Genomic DNA, 16568 nt, shown 5'->3' with positions numbered 1-16568 from the left:
ATCTGCCGCGCAAATACTAAACAAAACTGCCAAAGCCCCTACATTTAACTTTTGTGAGACATATTATTAACATCTTACAAGGAGAACAAAAGCCATGAGCCAAATACATAAACACGCTATTCCCGCAAACATTGCGGATCGTTGCCTGATAAACCCGGAGCAGTATGAGGCGAAATATCAACAATCTATTAACGAGCCAGATACCTTTTGGGGTGAACAGGGAAAGATTCTCGACTGGATTACACCGTATAAAAAAGTGAAGAACACCTCCTTTGCGCCCGGCAACGTGTCGATTAAATGGTATGAAGATGGCACGCTGAACCTGGCGGCAAACTGCCTTGACCGCCATCTGCAAGAAAACGGCGACCGTACCGCCATCATCTGGGAAGGCGATGACGCCACCCAGAGCAAACACATTTCATATCGCGAATTGCATCGCGATGTTTGTCGTTTCGCCAATACGCTGCTGGAGCTGGGCATTAAGAAAGGCGACGTCGTGGCTATTTATATGCCGATGGTGCCGGAGGCGGCGGTGGCGATGCTGGCCTGCGCGCGCATTGGCGCGGTGCATTCGGTGATCTTCGGCGGCTTCTCGCCGGAAGCGGTTGCCGGGCGAATCATCGACTCCAGCTCACGTCTGGTGATCACCGCCGATGAAGGCGTGCGTGCCGGACGCGGCATCCCGCTGAAAAAGAACGTCGATGATGCGCTGAAAAACCCGAATGTGAACAGCGTTGAACATGTGGTGGTTTTAAAACGTACTGGCGGGAAAGTCGACTGGCATGAAGGCCGCGATCTGTGGTGGAGCGACGTGATTGAGAAATCCAGCGCTGACCATCAGCCGGAAGAGATGAATGCGGAAGACCCACTGTTTATCCTCTACACCTCCGGTTCAACCGGCAAGCCAAAAGGCGTGCTGCATACCACCGGCGGCTATCTGGTCTATGCCGCCACCACCTTTAAGTATGTCTTTGACTATCACCCGGACGATATCTACTGGTGTACCGCAGACGTAGGCTGGGTGACCGGGCACAGCTACCTGCTGTATGGGCCGCTGGCCTGCGGCGCAACCACCCTGATGTTTGAAGGCGTGCCAAACTGGCCGACGCCAGCGCGGATGGCGCAGGTGGTGGATAAGCACCAGGTTACTATTCTCTACACCGCCCCAACCGCTATTCGCGCTCTGATGGCGGAAGGCGATAAGGCGATTGAAGGCACCGATCGCTCTTCGCTGCGCATCCTCGGTTCCGTCGGCGAACCGATCAACCCGGAAGCGTGGGAATGGTACTGGAAGAAGATCGGTAACGAAAAATGCCCGGTAGTGGACACCTGGTGGCAGACCGAAACCGGCGGATTCATGATCACGCCGCTGCCCGGCGCGACTGAACTGAAAGCCGGTTCCGCCACGCGTCCGTTCTTTGGCGTGCAGCCCGCGCTGGTGGATAACGAAGGCCACCCGCAGGAAGGGGCGACCGAAGGCAATCTGGTGATTACCGACTCCTGGCCGGGTCAGGCGCGTACCCTGTTTGGCGATCACGAGCGTTTTGAGCAGACCTACTTCTCTACCTTCAAAAACATGTATTTCAGCGGCGACGGCGCGCGTCGTGACGAAGATGGTTACTACTGGATCACCGGGCGCGTCGATGACGTACTGAACGTTTCCGGCCATCGTCTGGGCACGGCGGAGATTGAATCCGCGCTGGTGTCGCATCCGAAGATTGCCGAAGCCGCGGTGGTCGGTATTCCGCACAACATCAAAGGCCAGGCCATCTACGCCTATGTCACGCTGAATCACGGCGAAGATCCGTCGCCGGAGCTGTATACCGAAGTACGCAACTGGGTACGTAAAGAAATTGGCCCGCTGGCAACACCGGACGTGCTGCACTGGACAGACTCACTGCCGAAAACGCGTTCCGGCAAAATCATGCGCCGTATTTTGCGCAAAATCGCAGCGGGCGATACCAGCAATCTGGGCGATACCTCAACCCTCGCCGATCCTGGCGTGGTCGAGAAACTGCTCGAAGAGAAGCAGGCCATCGCAATGCCTTCATAACCCTAACCGTGAAATGCCCGATGGCGCGCTGCTTATCGGGCCTACAGGTTCAACATCGCTTGTAGGCCGGATAAGGCTTCAGCCGCCATCCGGCAAAATCAAAAAATCCCCCTACCTTATCTCTGGAGACTCTGTGATGAATGACAATATTTATCAACGGATAGAAGACAGTGCGCGTTTCAGGGAGTTAGTCGAAAAACGGCAACGGTTTGCCACCATCCTGTCGGTCATCATGCTGGCGGTTTATATCAGCTTTATTCTACTGATTGCCTTCGCGCCGGGCTGGCTGGGCACTCCGCTACACGCCGGCACCAATGTCACCCGGGGTATTCCAATTGGGGTGGGCGTCATTCTGATCTCCTTCATCCTGACCGGTATTTACATCTGGCGGGCGAATGGTGAATTCGACCGTCTTAACAACGCCGTACTGCACGAGGTTAAAGCATCATGAAGAGAGTCCTGACGGCGCTTGCCGCCACACTACCCTTCGCTGCAAACGCAGCGGATGCCATTAGCGGTGCAGTAGAACGCCAGCCAACCAACTGGCAGGCAATCGTTATGTTCCTGATTTTCGTGGTGTTTACGCTCGGCATCACCTACTGGGCCTCTAAACGCGTCCGTTCACGCAGCGACTATTACACGGCAGGCGGGAATATTACCGGCTTCCAGAATGGGCTGGCGATCGCCGGCGACTATATGTCCGCCGCGTCGTTCCTCGGGATTTCCGCTCTGGTGTTCACCTCCGGCTACGACGGGCTGATCTACTCCCTTGGCTTCCTGGTGGGCTGGCCTATCATTCTGTTCCTGATCGCCGAGCGCTTGCGTAACCTGGGTCGCTATACCTTTGCCGACGTCGCCTCTTACCGACTGAAACAGGGGCCGATCCGCATTCTGTCTGCCTGTGGTTCGCTGGTGGTCGTGGCGCTTTACCTCATCGCCCAGATGGTGGGGGCAGGTAAACTGATCGAGCTGTTGTTCGGTCTGAACTACCACATTGCGGTCGTGCTGGTGGGCGTTCTGATGATGATGTACGTCCTGTTCGGCGGCATGCTGGCAACGACATGGGTACAGATTATCAAAGCCGTACTGCTGCTGTTCGGCGCCAGCTTTATGGCGTTCATGGTCATGAAGCACGTCGGCTTTAGCTTCAACAACCTGTTCACCGAAGCGATGGCGGTACACCCGAAAGGTTCAGCCATTATGAGCCCTGGCGGTCTGGTCAACGACCCGATCTCCGCGCTGTCATTAGGCCTGGGGCTGATGTTCGGTACGGCAGGCTTACCGCACATTCTGATGCGTTTCTTTACCGTCAGCGATGCCCGCGAAGCGCGTAAAAGCGTGTTCTACGCCACTGGCTTTATGGGTTATTTCTACATCCTGACCTTTATTATCGGCTTCGGCGCGATCATGCTGGTCGGCGCGAACCCGGAGTATAAAGATGCCGCAGGCGCGTTAATCGGCGGCAACAACATGGCGGCGGTTCATCTGGCGAACGCGGTAGGCGGCAACCTGTTCCTCGGCTTTATCTCTGCGGTAGCCTTCGCAACGATCCTGGCGGTCGTGGCCGGTCTGACGCTGGCAGGCGCATCGGCGGTATCTCATGACCTGTACGCGAACGTGTTTCGTAAAGGCGCGACCGAACGCGAAGAATTGCGGGTATCGAAAATTACCGTACTGGTGCTGGGCGTAATTGCCATCATTCTGGGCGTGCTGTTTGAAAACCAGAATATCGCCTTCATGGTCGGCCTGGCGTTTGCCATCGCGGCGAGCTGCAACTTCCCAATCATCCTGCTCTCCATGTACTGGTCGAAGCTGACCACGCGCGGCGCGATGATGGGCGGCTGGTTAGGCCTGGTGACGGCTGTCGTGCTGATGGTTCTCGGCCCAACGATTTGGGTGCAAATCCTCGGCCACGAAAAAGCCATCTTCCCGTATGAGTATCCGGCGCTGTTCTCCATCAGCGTTGCCTTTATTGGGATCTGGTTCTTCTCCGCTACCGATAATTCTGCGGAAGGTAATCGCGAGCGTGAGCAGTTCCGCGCCCAGTTCATCCGTTCCCAGACCGGGTACGGCGTTGAGCAAGGCCGCGCGCATTAATTCAGCGCACTCCTCCGGCCCTCGGGTCGGAGGACAACATCAGAACATCACTTTTGCGACCAGCGGCGCCGCCAGCACCATCATCACACCGGACAGCATCATCACCAGACTGGCGACGACGCCCTCCTGCTGACCCAGTTCATACGAACGCGCCGTACCGGCCCCATGTGATGCCGCGCCAAACCCGGCGCCTTTCGCCATTCCTTCACGAATAGACAGGCGCAAAAACAGCGCATCGCCAACCGCCATCCCGAACACGCCAGTCACTACCACAAAGAGCGCCACTAAATCCGGCTGACCGCCCAGCGGCTCTGCCGCCGCCAGCGCAAATGGCGTGGTGACGGAACGCACGGCCAGGCTGCGCTGAATCTCATCCGGCAGCGTAAACAGGCGCGCCAGCCAGACGGAACTGGTGACCGCCACCACGGTTGCCGTTACCACGCCCGCCGTCAGCGACATCCAGTGGCGTTTAATGATGGCGAGATTATCGTAAACCGGAACGGCAAACGCGATGGTCGCCGGGCCTAACAACCACAGCAGCCAGTGCGATTCGCCAATGTAGTTCTGCCAGGAGATATGGCCAAACACCAGTATCAATACCAACAGCGCGGGCGTGAGCACCAGCGGCATCAACGGCAGCTTACGAAAGCGACGGTACAGCCGCTTATTGACGAAATAGATCCCCAGCGTGATGACCAGGCACAGTACGCTTAGCTGAAAATTACTCACGGTTTACCCTGCTCATCTCATAGCGGTACACGTTATCCACCACCCATGCGGTTGCGCCAAGCACCATCAGCGTGCTGATCGCAATCACGGCGAAGATGCGCCAGCCGTCCATCAACAGCAGTTGCGCATAGTTAACGACCGCTACTACGGCGGGGACAAAGAACAACAGCATCTCCGCCAACAGCCAGCGTGCGCCCGCACGAACCCAGTTAAGCGGGATCACCCGACAGACAATCAGCGCCAGCATCAGCGCCATCCCAACCAGATTGGCGGGAAGCGGCAGATGCAGCCATGAAACAAGATATTGAGCAAAAACAAATAAACCTGCATACAGCAGTACCTGAACCGGTATCTGGAGTCGTTGCATAACAGCAGGCGTAACGCGGCTTATCGCCACAGCCATGAGGGAATGTCCTGAAAAATAAAACGGAACGCCAGTATAGAGAGCACCCGTCCGCTACTGAAATGAATTAAACTCATTGCAGGCATAGTCTTAAGGAATAATCATGGATATCAGAACGCTGCGTTATTTTGTCGAGGTGGTGCGCCAGCAGAGTTTCACCCGCGCAGCGGAGAAGTTATTTGTCACTCAGCCCACCATCAGCAAGATGCTGAAGAATCTGGAAGATGAGCTTAATTGCACGCTGCTGATCCGCGATGGGCGACGTCTGCTGCTGACGGATACCGGGCGCGTGGTGTTCGAGCGCGGCCTGGCGATCCTTGCTGAATTTCGCCAGCTGGAAGCGGAGCTGGGCGATATTAACCATCTCAATAAAGGGCTGCTGCGGCTTGGCATCCCGCCGATGGTCGGCATGTTGATGGCCGGGCCGATTAGCCTGTTTCGCCAGCGTTATCCGGGTGTGGAACTGAAGATTGCAGAATTTGGCGGCTTGACGGTACAGCAGGCGGTAATGAACGGCGAGCTGGATGTGGCGATGACCGCGCTGCCGGTGGAGGAAGAGAGCGGACTGACGACCTTGCCGCTGTTCAGCCACCCGCTATGCGTGCTGGTGCCGCGTTCCGGTAAGTGGATGGCGTGCGAGTCGATTTCCCCCGAAGCGCTGGCGGAGCATCCTCTGCTTATCTACAACGAAGATTTTGCGTTGAATCGCCAGCTGATGCGGCTTTTTAAGCAGCATGATGTGAAGCCGCGTATTGCGGTACGCAGCGGTCAGTGGGATTTCCTGGCCGCTATGGTGCAGGCCGGCGTCGGAATTGCGATTTTGCCGGAGCCGATTTGCCAACGGCTGGATAAACAAACCCTGCGCTGGCTCCCGCTGGAGAGTGATTTACGCTGGCAGTTGGGCATGATCTGGCGCGAAGGCGTTTATTTGTCCCACAGCGCCAGAGCGTGGTTGACGTGTTGCGAAGGGTTCTGGTTAACGCAGGAATAACGCCTCGCTCGCCGGATGGCGGCGCAAGCGCCTTATCCGGCCTACGGGAGTACATTTTGTAGGCCCGCCACCGGGCAATTTCCACCCCTGTAGGCCCGGTAAGCAAAGCGCCACCGGGCAATTTAATCACCGCGTTCACCAACATTAAGCCCGGTAATCTCTCCCGCCCAATCCGCAGGGTATATCCCGTGGCGAACATCGCGATGAAATGTTGAAAAGGGCCAATCCTTTACCTGTTTAACCCAGGCATGTTTAACCGGATTGATATAACTATAATCAACATGCTGGCGATAATCGTATTCATCCCGAATCGTGTGTTCCCAGAATCGAGGTTGCCAGACCTGACGCAAACCCAGCGATTTAGAGAAATGTTTTTTAATTTCGCGCCAGCGAGAGGAGAAATCGTGCTCGTTTTCAGGAAGGGTCCATACACAATGCATATGTTCGGGTAATACAACCCAAGCGTTGATATGAAAAGGTTTACGCTGTTTAACGCTGGCGATGGCATGACGAAGCGCATGGATATGGGACGTAAGAAGACCGCTTTTACGATCCTGAAGATTAACGGTGAAAAACCACGTTCCACCATTAATGTAATAACGACGATAGTTGGACATGTTGGCTCCTTTTCTCCGAGCGTAGAGGGAAAAGGAGAAAGCCAGCAATGAGCAGAGGTAAATTCAGGAAAACGGCTCGCAAAATTGTTGCGCCGCCAGGCAATATCGCCCCCTGTAGGCCCGGCAAGCAAAGCGCCACCGGGCAATTTCCACCCCCTGTAGGCCCGGTAAGCGAAGCGCCACCGGGCGATACGGGTGCTTACTGATTTTCGATCAACAATGCTTCCAGCAAATCCAGGTCATGCAGCAGTTTTTGCAGGGTTTCGTTACTGATCTCACGCGTCGCGCGCAGGTGGTACAACTCTGCACGTTCCGAGCGTAGCGCCGCCAGGCGGAAGCGCCGTTCGAGGTTCTCTTCCTGCATTGAGCTTTCCACATCGTTACGCCCATCGGCGCGGCGACGCAGGTTACCAATCACGCGGGAGCTGACCTCGGTGAGCAACTGGTTATCGATGTTCTCTTCGGTATCCGCCGCCAGACGCTCTTCCATCTTCTGAATCGCGACAATCGCCACTTCCGCCGTGGCGGCGCGGGCGATTCGCTCCTCTTTCTGCTGCTGTGAGTGATCGCCCACTTCCAGATGTTGCAGCAGAATCGGCAGCATCACGACCCCCACAAACAGCGAGAACAAAATCACGCCCGCCGCAAGGAATACCAGCTCATAGCGCGCCGGGAAGCCGTTACCATCCGGCAACAATAGCGGGATAGAGAGCACACCGGCCAGCGTAATCGCCCCGCGTACCCCCGCAAAGGAGGCGATGAGGATTTCACGCATCGTCCAGGCGCCAAACTCCATCGGCTTTTTCTTCAGGAAGCGATTACTGAAGTTCTTCATCGTCCACAGCCAGCCAAAGCGCACCAGCATCAGCGCGGCATAAATCAGCACGATATCGGTGAACAGCATCCAGGTTTCAACGTTGGGATCGGCTTCCGCCGCCACCAGCGACGACTCCAGAATCCCTGGCAGTTGCAGACCCAACAGCAGAAAGACCATGCCGTTAAAGACAAACTCCAGCATCGCCCAGGTGCTGTTGGCGCGCAGACGCATCGCCAGCGGCGCGCGACGCATAACGCCGGAGCGGGTGATGGTCATCCCGGCCGCCACAGCGGCAAGAATGCCGGATACGCCGATATGTTCCGCAATCAGGTAGGAGGCGAACGGCAGCAGGAACAGCAGGACGATTTGCGTCGCTGGCTCATCCCCGCCCCAACGGCTCAGGAAACGCAGGGAGCGACCGTATAACCAACTGACGACAAAGCCCGCCAGAATACCGCCCACTGCGACTTTGAAGAACTCCACCGTCGCCCCGCCGACGGTAAACACCATCGTCCCCATCGCCACTGCGACGGCAAATTTCAACGACACCAGGCCGGACGCGTCGTTCATCAACGCCTCGCCTTGCAGGATGCCCATAATTTTCTTCGGAATGCGCCCCTCGCCGACAATGCCGGAAAGCGCAACCGCATCGGTCGGCGACAGTACGGCAGCCAGCGCGAAGGCCGGTATCAGCGGAATACCCGGCACCAGCCAGTAAATCATAAAGCCAATTCCGACCACCGTAACCAGCACCAGCGCCAGCGCCAGGCCGAAAATCTCTCGCCCATGTTCGAGAAACTCCCGGGTCGGCGTTTTCCAGCCGTCTGCGAACAACAGCGGCGGAATAAACAGCACCAGGAACAGTTCAGGGTCAAATTCCACATGCAAACCAAACGTCGGCCATGCCAGCAGCGCGCCAATGGCGATTTGCATGAGGGGTAAAGGAAGCTGGAAGGGCAATACACGAGTAAATACCCCCGACAGCGAGACCACAAGGGTCATGATGAGTATTGTGAAGAAGATTTCCATGCGTTCCCTGTTTGCGATATTTCTTATGTTTTAAAACGTGAGGCGTCGTGCCTCAATTCTATCTTCCTCAGAGTAACGCAAAAGACAACGGGATGTGTCCTGAAAATAAAAACGGGCGGCAAAAGCCACCCGTTTTTAGAGGACGCCAGGAATCAGATAGCCCAGCCGCCCGCATAGAAGGCGACCAGCGCTACGGCAATCACCACGGTGCCGACGTTCAGCTTACGCCATTCTCCCGACACAATGCGGCCGATCACCAGCGTAGCAAAACCAATCATAATGCCGGTTACGATGTTGCAGGTCAGGACGATAAACACCGCCGTGATCAGACCCGCCATCGCATCCACAAAGTCAGCGAAGTCGATTTTCGCCACGTTGCTCAGCATCAGCAGACCGACGTACATCAGCGCGGGCGCGGTCGCGTAGACCGGAACCAGATAAGAGAGCGGAGAGAGGAACAGGATCAGCAGGAACAGGACGCCGACGGTGATCGCCGTCAGACCCGTTTTACCGCCTGCCGCCGTACCCGCCGCCGATTCAATGTATACCGCCGCAGGCGCTGCGCCAACCAGACCAGAGAACACGCTGCTCAGGGAGTCGGTGGTCAGCGCTTTGCCGCCATCGATAATCTGCCCGTCTTTATCCAGCAGGTTCGCCTGGCCAGCGACCGCGCGAATCGTGCCGGTGGCGTCGAAAACAGCGGTCATCACCAGCGCCAGCACGCTCGGCAGGACGATCGGGTTCAGCGCGCCCATAATATCCAGGCTGCCAATCAGCGAGTTGCCGTGTTCATCACTTAAAGACGGCATAGCAAAAAAGCCGGAGAAATGGACGGATGGATCGAAGATCAAACCCACAACCGAAATACCAATAATGGTCAGCAGAATGCCGCCCGGCACCTTCAGTTTTTCCAGGCCGATAATGACCGCCAGACCAATCAGCGACATGATAACCGGGAAAGAATCAAAGTTACCCAGCGCGACCGGCAGACCGTCCAGCGGGTTCTTAATCACCAGACCCACGCCATTCGCGGCGATCAGCAACAGGAACAGGCCGATACCGATGCCGGTGCCGTGCGCCACGCCATGCGGCAGATTGCGCAGGATCCAGCTACGGATACCGGTCGCCGAGATGATGGTAAACAGCACGCCCATCAGGAATACCGCACCCAACGCTACCGGAACGCTAATGTGCTGACCCAGCACCAGGCTAAACGCGGTGAAGGCGGTCAGCGAGATGGCGCAACCGATAGCCAACGGCAGGTTCGCCCACAGACCCATAACAATAGAACCGACGCCAGCCACCAGGCAGGTCGCCACAAATACGGCGGCAGGCGGGAATCCGGCTTTACCCAGCATCCCCGGAACCACGATAACGGAGTAGACCATCGCCAGGAAAGTCGTTAATCCGGCAACCACTTCCTGACGGACGGTGCTTCCACGGTGTGAAATTTTAAACCAGGCGTCGAGTGAACCGCCGGTACGCGCTGAAGGCGTAGACATAGAAAACATCCCCTGAGAGTTTATTTTTCGTCGAGTATGCGTGGTGGACAATCCACTGCCAGCGAAACGTCATCTCCTTGTGCTACGTTTGCAACAATAAGGGGTGTCGCAAAAAAGCAAACGTTTAACTCCGCGCATACAAAACGGGTAGTAAAAAAAGCAAACGATTATCCAGCGATAATACGGGGCTTTTCAACTAAACTTTGCGGCTTTTTGCTTATTTCTTTTCATCACGCTCAATAAATCGCCAGTCGATGCGCAAACGTTATCGTCAATGCGCAATCTGATAACATTTTTTCTCGGGCGGACGACTGACACATCCGTCTATCCGCCAGGGATCTCAAAAGGACCGCCTTGCTGGATAGCCCTTTGCCACGCCGGGCGCATCTCTACGCGCTTCTTCCAGGCGCTAATGTGCGTCAGGTCGTTAATTCCGCCTCGGCTCAGTAACGCAAACAGAGGAAAACTCATCTGGATATCCGCCATGCTGATATGTTCCCCGGCAAACCAGGGCTGCGCGGCAAGATGCGCATCAATGTAGCGCGCATGCGTCTCCAGTTGCGGGTTGAGATACGCTTTTTGCACGCCCTGCCCCAGAATGCCGCCCAGCGTGCGTAACCCAAATGGCACCGGCGGTTTACCCAGGCTGACAAACACCAGTTTCATTAACAGCATTGGCATTAACGAGCCTTCCGCATAATGCAGCCAGAACCGATACTGCCGTTTTTGCCGGGCATCGGCAGGTTTAAACTGCCCTGCGTGGTCATAGGTTTCCTGCAAATACTCCAGGATGGCGCCGGATTCGGCGAGGATCTCACCGTTATCTTCAATAACGGGCGATTTTCCAAGCGGGTGGATTTTTTTCAGCGCCGGTGGCGCAAGCATGGTTTTTTCACGCTGGTAGCGAACAATCTGGTAGGGCAGCGACAGCTCCTCCAGCGCCCAGAGCACGCGCTGGGAACGAGATTGATTCAAATGATGCACCGTCAGCATGGCTGTCTCCTGTTTTTCATTCAAATTAACTATAGAAAAGAGCGAGAGATGGCGTAAAAATTTCGGCTAAAAAACAGACAATACACTGGCAAACGGGCGGGCATGGCATACAATTACAGTATCAACACAAACCGGAACCTCCACCACGTGCTCGACTGAGGGGTGTTGATGTCGGGGGAAACCCTCCCGTGAACCAACGGGATAGAGCGAAAGACAAAGACCGGAAACAAACTAAAGCGCCCTTGCGGCGCTTTAGTTTTATGCGCGGCGATATGGCGCTCGCTTATCCGGCCTACGCGCGTCCCGGCGAAACGACATTTAATAATCTTCCAGCAATCGCGCCCCTGTTCCCTGCGTGCCGAGCTGATCACCAGGGTTGCGCAGCGGGCAATCGCTACGCGACAAACAGCCGCAGCCGATGCAGCCGTCCAGCTCATCGCGCAACGCCACCAGAGTATGAATACGTCTGTCCAGCTCCTCGCGCCATTGCGAAGAAAGCTGCTTCCACTCCTTTGCGCTCAGCGTATGCCCCTCAGGCAATACGCCAAACGCTTCGCCAATGGTCGCCAGCGGAATGCCAATACGTTGAGCAATCTTGATGATCGCCACATAGCGCAGCACATCGCGCTTATATCGCCGCTGATTGCCGCTGTTACGGACACTGCTGATAAGCCCTTTGCTCTCATAAAAGTGCAGCGCCGATACCGCCACACCGCTACGTTTCGCCACCTCACCCGGCGTAAGCAGGGACTTTATACGCGGTAATTTCTTTTCCATAAATCGCTTTACCTCAAGTTAACTTGAGGAATTATACTCGCCCGCAGACAAAACGACGAATCGAACACTGAGAAAGAGGCAGCAATATGTCCCATCAGCAGATAATTCAGACCCTTATTGAATGGATTGATGAACATATCGACCAACCGCTGAACATTGATGTGGTCGCAAAAAAATCAGGTTACTCGAAGTGGTATTTACAGCGGATGTTCCGCACGGTGATGCATCAGACGCTGGGCGACTATATTCGTCAGCGCCGACTCCTGCTGGCCGCCGTAGAGCTACGAACGACCGAGCGCCCCATTTTTGATATCGCGATGGATCTGGGATATGTGTCGCAACAGACATTTTCGCGCGTCTTCCGCCGCGAGTTTGACCGCACGCCCAGCGACTACCGTCATCGTCTGTAACCTTACTGCCCGCGCTGCATCAGGAGTGCGGGCGACTGTTGCAGCCACTGAATAAACGCCTGCGGCGGCATCGCCTTCGCAAAATACCATCCCTGACAATACTGAACGCCGCGCTTGAACAGCCAGTTCACCTGATCTGCCGTTTCCACGCCTTCGGCAATGGCCTTCAGGTGTAAGCTTTGCGCCATTTCGATGATATGTTCCGCGATCAGATGGCTGGTGCTATTGGTGGTCAGCGTGTCGATAAAGGATTTATCAATCTTCAGAATATCGACATTCAATGAATACAGGTTGTGCAGGTTTGAATACCCTGTTCCAAAATCATCAATCGCCACTTCAAAACCTGCCTGACGAAATGCCTGAATAACCGGCGTGGTTTTCGGCACGTCAATAAAGCCGCGCTCCGTCACTTCCACCTTAATTTGTTGCGCAAGAACGGAATGCTGGCGGGCTTTCTCCGCAATTAACGCGATAAGCCGGGAGGAGTGGAAATCAGAAGCGGAGAGATTAATAGAGATATAAAGATGAGGTTGCGAGGCGAGAAAATGTCCCAGATCGTTGAATACTTCTTCCACCACGTAATCGGTAATCTGCGCAATCATCCCCTCTTTTTCAGCCAGCGGGATAAACTCTGCCGGGCTCATCACCTGCCCTTCAAAACCAGGCCAGCGCAATAGCGCCTCCGCCCCCACGCATTTTTCATTTTGAATATCAATAATGGGCTGATAATAAAGACGCAGTTGACGTTTATCGATCGCTCGCTGCAACAAACGGCGCGGTGAATGATATTCCTCGCGCGTACGCGACCACATCAATAACACAATGATACTACAGATAATGCCTAACGGCAGCGTTAACGTCGCCTGATGGTACAGGTTCTGATAGAAACGCGCGTTATCAGTGGAAACAATTATCGCGATCGGACGTTTTTCTGAATGAGCAATAGTATAGAAGCGATTATTTTGCTGAAAGGTAGATTCATCACGGTGTAGCAACGGTAATAATTGTTCGACGTTTGCCTGCTCGCTCACGGAGAAAAAGGAGTTCGTCACCGTGTCATATACGCCCCAGGCCAGAGTGGGATCGTCTGACATCACCTCGCTGTAAGACAACGGATTTATTACCGCGACATAGTGTCCTCTTTGCATATACGTCATTTTGTAGCCAGCAAAGAACGGCGTATCACGATAGTAATAAATAGAAACATCTGGTTCTCGTTTATAATCTGCGGCAGGGATAATATAAGGACTGGCAGGCGCCATTACCGTAGAGCATAAAAAATGATCGTCTTGCGCATAAATTAACTCGCTGATATACAGACGACCGCGAATAATATCCTGCATTCGTTTTTGATGCGCAGGAGTACAGGCTTTTCCCTGATACTGCTGTATCGCGTCGCGGGCCAGCTCCACCTGCTGGACAACCAGTTCCGTTTTTTCTAATGCCAGCTCGGCAAAAGAGTGCAGTTGATTACGGGTTTCAGACACCGCCCGCATGTGGGCAAACCATAGCGCCAGCATCACGGGGAGTAATACCACCATGATTGTTCCAAGGAATCTCAGCAACTTTCGTTGCGCGCTATGATTCATTTCGGCCCTGTATCCCTGAATTGTCTGTGCCTGTCATCATCAAGGCGGATGCTATAACAAACAGGTGATTACGTTGCATGAATTAAGCGACATTAGCAACAGACTTTTCCTGGTAAAAGTCTGATATTGACGGATGACGATAATATTTTCCCGTAAGGCAAACTTAAAGTTATGCTTATTTTTATTAGGGAATATTCTAATCCAAAAGGAGTAAGAATTTTCCAGGGTTTTTTCCGATTAATGCAGAAAAATTAAGTTAAATTTCCAGGCTGGTTAATTTTCCGGCGCTAATAAAATGGTAATAAAAATACATCTTCAATAACCAGCTCCATAATCTTCCGGTATAGCCCCTCCAGATACCCATACTTAATTTATGGTTATAAAACACACAAAAAAGGGTGCCCTGCACTGGCTAACAAACAATTTATTGTGATATAGTTCACAAAAATGATGAAACAGAAACGTTGTTTCATTCAGTGTCGATGTCATGCCCGTCGATAGCCAGAGTGTACCACGCCTTCCGTGAGCAACGCCGCGCTGTCCAGGGCACCTGCTATTCTCAGAGGAAATGTTTCATGGCTACCATAACCACTGGCGTGGTTCTTCTCCGCTGGCAACTGCTGAGCGCTGTGCTCATGTTTTTAGCCAGCACGCTCAATATTCGCTTTCGTAAATCCGACTATATCGGACTCGCGGTGATCAGTAGCGGCCTTGGCGTCGTATCGGCCTGCTGGTTTGCAACCGGGTTACTCGGCATCACTCTGATGGATGTCTCCGCAATCTGGAACAATATCGAAGCCGTGATGGTGGAAGCCATGAGCCATACCCCGCCAGAGTGGCCGATGGTGTTGACCTGATGCTGATAAAAGCCTCCGCCCGGAGGCTTTTTTATTCTCTCAAAAACAGCCAGTTAACCTTTCTCCCGCTAAAATCGCCGTATCATTTATTGTAATGAGAACTATTCTCATATTAACATCCCCGCCGTGATGATTAACTTTTGATACTTTTCCGCTATGCCGACTCCAGTTCAGTGCGCTCCTTTAACGTTTGAATCGCTGTATCGCGCGCATCACGGCTGGCTGACGCACTGGCTGGCGCGAAAGTTACAGTCGGCGTTCGACGCCGACGACGTCGCCCAGGACACCTTCCTGCGTATTATTAACGGTGAATCTCTGACGGCGATTCGCGACCCAAAGTCGTTTCTCTGCACCGTCGCCAAACGGGTGATGATCGACCTTTTCCGCCGCAATGCGCTGGAAAAAGCGTATCTGGAGATGCTTGCGCAGTTACCCGAAACGCTGGCGCCTTCCGCTGAAGAAAAGCAGTCGCATCTCGAAACGCTGCAACTTGTCGACAGGATGCTGGACGGGTTGAGCGCCAAAGCGAGAACGGCCTTCCTGCTTTCTCAGCTTGACGGGCTGACCTACAGCGCCATCGCGCAACGTCTGAATGTTTCCGTCAGCTCGGTGAAAAAGTACGTCGCGAAAGCCACGGAACACTGCCTGCTGTTCCGCCTGGAGCATGGCCTGTGAAAACCTCCCTCACCGATGCCCGCCGCCAGGCGCTACGTTCAGCCTCACACTGGTATGCCGTTTTAAGCGGGGAGCGCGTAAGCCCCCAGCAGGAAGCGCGCTGGCAGCAGTGGTATGAACAAGATCAGGATAATCAATGGGCCTGGCAGCAGGTCGAAAACCTGCGCTGCCAGATGAGCAGCGTCCCCGGCAAACTCGCCAGCCACACGCTGAAAGACAGCCGCCTGACGCGCCGCCACGTACTGAAAGGGTTGCTGTTGCTGGTCTGCGCGGGCGGCAGCTGGCAGCTCTGGCGATCGGAGTTGGGCGAAGGCCTGCGTGCTGATTATCGTACCGCCCGGGGGCAGACTCGCCAGCAGACGCTGGAGGATGGCACGTTGCTTTCGCTGAATACCGACAGCGCGGTTAACGTGCGATTTGACAGTAGCCAGCGCCAGATCCAGCTCTGGTACGGCGAGATCGCCATTACCACCGGTAAAGACGCGCTGCAACGCCCGTTTCGTGTACAGACGCGCCAGGGCCAGCTCACCGCATTGGGTACGGAATTTACCGTACGCCAGGACGGCGATGAAACCGTCCTTAGCGTCCGCCAACATGCCGTCGAAGCGATTCTCGCCGGAGATCCACAACAAAAACGGGTTATTCAGCAAGGTGAAACGGTGCGCTTCAGCGCCTCGCAGTTTGGCGACGTCGCATCATTGAATGATGAGTCTGCAAGCTGGACGCAGGGCGTATTAAGTTTCAGCGACAAACCTCTGGGCGACGTCATCGCCACACTCTCGCGCTACCGGCACGGCATACTGCGTTGTGACCCGGCCGTTGCCGGATTACGCCTGACAGGGACGTTCCCGCTCGGCAACACCGATGCCGTACTGAATGCGATCGCGAAAACGCTTCCTGTGAAAATTCATTTTGTTACGCGCTACTGGGTCACACTGTCTCCCGCCATTTAAACGATAACGAAAAAAATTATCATTTTTATTGTCCCTTTTACCCCGCTCGTTCGACTTCATAACTGAATACAAATAA

General features: G+C 54.6%; 17 protein-coding genes. 9 read left to right on the top strand and 8 right to left on the bottom strand.

Annotated features, from left to right (window positions below; all coding sequences use genetic code 11):
- Positions 1-94: 94 nt before the first annotated feature.
- The 3 genes from acs (at position 95) to actP (ending at position 4150) form a co-directional block, all read left to right on the top strand.
- Complete coding sequence (acs, locus tag OGX80_RS12130) at positions 95-2053, top strand: acetate--CoA ligase (RefSeq protein WP_012134587.1); 1959 nt, start codon at positions 95-97, stop codon at positions 2051-2053.
- Between the two features lie 136 nt (positions 2054-2189).
- Positions 2190-2504: a DUF485 domain-containing protein gene (locus OGX80_RS12125; protein ID WP_024130828.1), complete on the top strand. Its 315-nt coding sequence runs from the start codon at positions 2190-2192 to the stop codon at positions 2502-2504.
- Complete coding sequence (gene actP / locus OGX80_RS12120) at positions 2501-4150, top strand: cation/acetate symporter ActP (RefSeq protein WP_012134589.1); 1650 nt, start codon at positions 2501-2503, stop codon at positions 4148-4150. Before OGX80_RS12125 ends, actP begins: the two co-directional genes overlap by 4 nt.
- A gap of 39 nt (positions 4151-4189) precedes the next feature.
- On the opposite strand, the gene OGX80_RS12115 is transcribed toward actP, so the two are convergent.
- Positions 4190-4879: an LrgB family protein gene (locus tag OGX80_RS12115; RefSeq protein WP_012134590.1), complete on the bottom strand. Its 690-nt coding sequence runs from the start codon at positions 4877-4879 to the stop codon at positions 4190-4192.
- Positions 4872-5282 carry a CidA/LrgA family protein gene (locus tag OGX80_RS12110; RefSeq protein ID WP_012134591.1) on the bottom strand — a complete coding sequence of 137 codons (411 nt, stop codon included), beginning with the start codon at positions 5280-5282 and terminating at the stop codon, positions 4872-4874. The genes OGX80_RS12115 and OGX80_RS12110 overlap by 8 nt, the downstream gene beginning before the upstream one ends.
- A 103-nt stretch (positions 5283-5385) precedes the next feature.
- Between OGX80_RS12110 and OGX80_RS12105 the strand changes: the two genes are divergently transcribed.
- Positions 5386-6273, top strand: a complete 888-nt coding sequence (locus tag OGX80_RS12105) for a LysR family transcriptional regulator (protein WP_012134592.1) — start codon at positions 5386-5388, stop codon at positions 6271-6273.
- Between the two features lie 122 nt (positions 6274-6395).
- On the opposite strand, the gene OGX80_RS12100 is transcribed toward OGX80_RS12105, so the two are convergent.
- On the bottom strand, positions 6396-6890 hold the full coding sequence (locus OGX80_RS12100; protein WP_049011572.1) for an REP-associated tyrosine transposase: 495 nt from the start codon (positions 6888-6890) through the stop codon (positions 6396-6398).
- A 47-nt stretch (positions 6891-6937) separates the two neighbouring features.
- On the opposite strand from OGX80_RS12100, the gene OGX80_RS12095 reads away from it, so the two are divergent.
- The gene (locus OGX80_RS12095; RefSeq protein WP_155645612.1) at positions 6938-7096 is read left to right on the top strand and encodes a hypothetical protein; all 159 of its coding nucleotides are present in this window, start codon (positions 6938-6940) and stop codon (positions 7094-7096) included.
- Here OGX80_RS12095 and OGX80_RS12090 read toward each other — a convergent pair.
- From OGX80_RS12090 to soxR, 4 genes are all read right to left on the bottom strand, one after another.
- Entirely contained in the window at positions 7090-8736 is a 1647-nt protein-coding gene (locus OGX80_RS12090) for a Na+/H+ antiporter (protein WP_049011571.1), read from the bottom strand. The genes OGX80_RS12095 and OGX80_RS12090 overlap by 7 nt on opposite strands.
- A 152-nt stretch (positions 8737-8888) precedes the next feature.
- A complete protein-coding gene (gene ghxP, locus OGX80_RS12085) occupies positions 8889-10238 on the bottom strand; it encodes a guanine/hypoxanthine transporter GhxP (RefSeq protein ID WP_024130830.1) in 1350 nt (449 codons plus the stop codon).
- 324 nt (positions 10239-10562) lie between these two features.
- Positions 10563-11231 (bottom strand): glutathione S-transferase family protein, encoded by a 669-nt coding sequence (locus OGX80_RS12080; RefSeq protein ID WP_012134597.1) that lies wholly within the window; start codon positions 11229-11231, stop codon positions 10563-10565.
- A gap of 318 nt (positions 11232-11549) precedes the next feature.
- Positions 11550-12008: a redox-sensitive transcriptional activator SoxR gene (gene soxR, locus OGX80_RS12075; RefSeq protein ID WP_115182204.1), complete on the bottom strand. Its 459-nt coding sequence runs from the start codon at positions 12006-12008 to the stop codon at positions 11550-11552.
- 86 nt (positions 12009-12094) lie between these two features.
- Between soxR and soxS the strand changes: the two genes are divergently transcribed.
- Positions 12095-12418 carry a superoxide response transcriptional regulator SoxS gene (gene soxS / locus OGX80_RS12070; RefSeq protein ID WP_012134599.1) on the top strand — a complete coding sequence of 108 codons (324 nt, stop codon included), beginning with the start codon at positions 12095-12097 and terminating at the stop codon, positions 12416-12418.
- Positions 12419-12420: 2 nt separating this feature from the next.
- Here the strand turns inward: soxS and pdeC are convergent, their stop codons facing one another.
- Positions 12421-14007: a cyclic di-3',5'-guanosine monophosphate phosphodiesterase PdeC gene (gene pdeC / locus OGX80_RS12065; RefSeq protein WP_012134600.1), complete on the bottom strand. Its 1587-nt coding sequence runs from the start codon at positions 14005-14007 to the stop codon at positions 12421-12423.
- A 575-nt stretch (positions 14008-14582) separates the two neighbouring features.
- On the opposite strand from pdeC, the gene OGX80_RS12060 reads away from it, so the two are divergent.
- The 3 genes from OGX80_RS12060 (at position 14583) to fecR (ending at position 16492) form a co-directional block, all read left to right on the top strand.
- Positions 14583-14864: a YjcB family protein gene (locus tag OGX80_RS12060; RefSeq protein ID WP_012134601.1), complete on the top strand. Its 282-nt coding sequence runs from the start codon at positions 14583-14585 to the stop codon at positions 14862-14864.
- A gap of 156 nt (positions 14865-15020) precedes the next feature.
- Entirely contained in the window at positions 15021-15539 is a 519-nt protein-coding gene (gene fecI, locus OGX80_RS12055) for a ferric citrate uptake sigma factor FecI (RefSeq protein WP_114848698.1), read from the top strand.
- On the top strand, positions 15536-16492 hold the full coding sequence (gene fecR, locus OGX80_RS12050) for a ferric citrate uptake sigma factor regulator FecR (protein WP_115182205.1): 957 nt from the start codon (positions 15536-15538) through the stop codon (positions 16490-16492). The genes fecI and fecR overlap by 4 nt, the downstream gene beginning before the upstream one ends.
- The last annotated feature ends 76 nt before the right edge of the window (positions 16493-16568 follow it).

The organism is Citrobacter sp. CK194, assembly GCF_030333395.1.
GTDB classification, from domain to species: domain Bacteria; phylum Pseudomonadota; class Gammaproteobacteria; order Enterobacterales; family Enterobacteriaceae; genus Citrobacter_B; species Citrobacter_B koseri.
Note: the sequence above shows the minus strand (reverse complement) of the source record. Positions and strands in the feature narration are given on the sequence as shown.

What these genes read in the sequence shown, in the direction of transcription:
- OGX80_RS12095 (WP_155645612.1), top strand. Translation starts at nt 6,938, where the DNA reads ATGAGCAGAGGTAAATTCAGGAAAACGGCTCGCAAAATTGTTGCGCCG.
- ghxP (WP_024130830.1), bottom strand. Translation starts at nt 10,238, where the DNA reads ATGTCTACGCCTTCAGCGCGTACCGGCGGTTCACTCGACGCCTGGTTT.
- soxS (WP_012134599.1), top strand. Translation starts at nt 12,095, where the DNA reads ATGTCCCATCAGCAGATAATTCAGACCCTTATTGAATGGATTGATGAA.
- actP (WP_012134589.1), top strand. Translation starts at nt 2,501, where the DNA reads ATGAAGAGAGTCCTGACGGCGCTTGCCGCCACACTACCCTTCGCTGCA.
- OGX80_RS12125 (WP_024130828.1), top strand. Translation starts at nt 2,190, where the DNA reads ATGAATGACAATATTTATCAACGGATAGAAGACAGTGCGCGTTTCAGG.
- soxR (WP_115182204.1), bottom strand. Translation starts at nt 12,008, where the DNA reads ATGGAAAAGAAATTACCGCGTATAAAGTCCCTGCTTACGCCGGGTGAG.
- OGX80_RS12090 (WP_049011571.1), bottom strand. Translation starts at nt 8,736, where the DNA reads ATGGAAATCTTCTTCACAATACTCATCATGACCCTTGTGGTCTCGCTG.
- OGX80_RS12060 (WP_012134601.1), top strand. Translation starts at nt 14,583, where the DNA reads ATGGCTACCATAACCACTGGCGTGGTTCTTCTCCGCTGGCAACTGCTG.
- OGX80_RS12105 (WP_012134592.1), top strand. Translation starts at nt 5,386, where the DNA reads ATGGATATCAGAACGCTGCGTTATTTTGTCGAGGTGGTGCGCCAGCAG.
- acs (WP_012134587.1), top strand. Translation starts at nt 95, where the DNA reads ATGAGCCAAATACATAAACACGCTATTCCCGCAAACATTGCGGATCGT.
- OGX80_RS12100 (WP_049011572.1), bottom strand. Translation starts at nt 6,890, where the DNA reads ATGTCCAACTATCGTCGTTATTACATTAATGGTGGAACGTGGTTTTTC.
- fecI (WP_114848698.1), top strand. Translation starts at nt 15,021, where the DNA reads ATGCCGACTCCAGTTCAGTGCGCTCCTTTAACGTTTGAATCGCTGTAT.
- OGX80_RS12110 (WP_012134591.1), bottom strand. Translation starts at nt 5,282, where the DNA reads ATGGCTGTGGCGATAAGCCGCGTTACGCCTGCTGTTATGCAACGACTC.
- pdeC (WP_012134600.1), bottom strand. Translation starts at nt 14,007, where the DNA reads ATGAATCATAGCGCGCAACGAAAGTTGCTGAGATTCCTTGGAACAATC.
- OGX80_RS12080 (WP_012134597.1), bottom strand. Translation starts at nt 11,231, where the DNA reads ATGCTGACGGTGCATCATTTGAATCAATCTCGTTCCCAGCGCGTGCTC.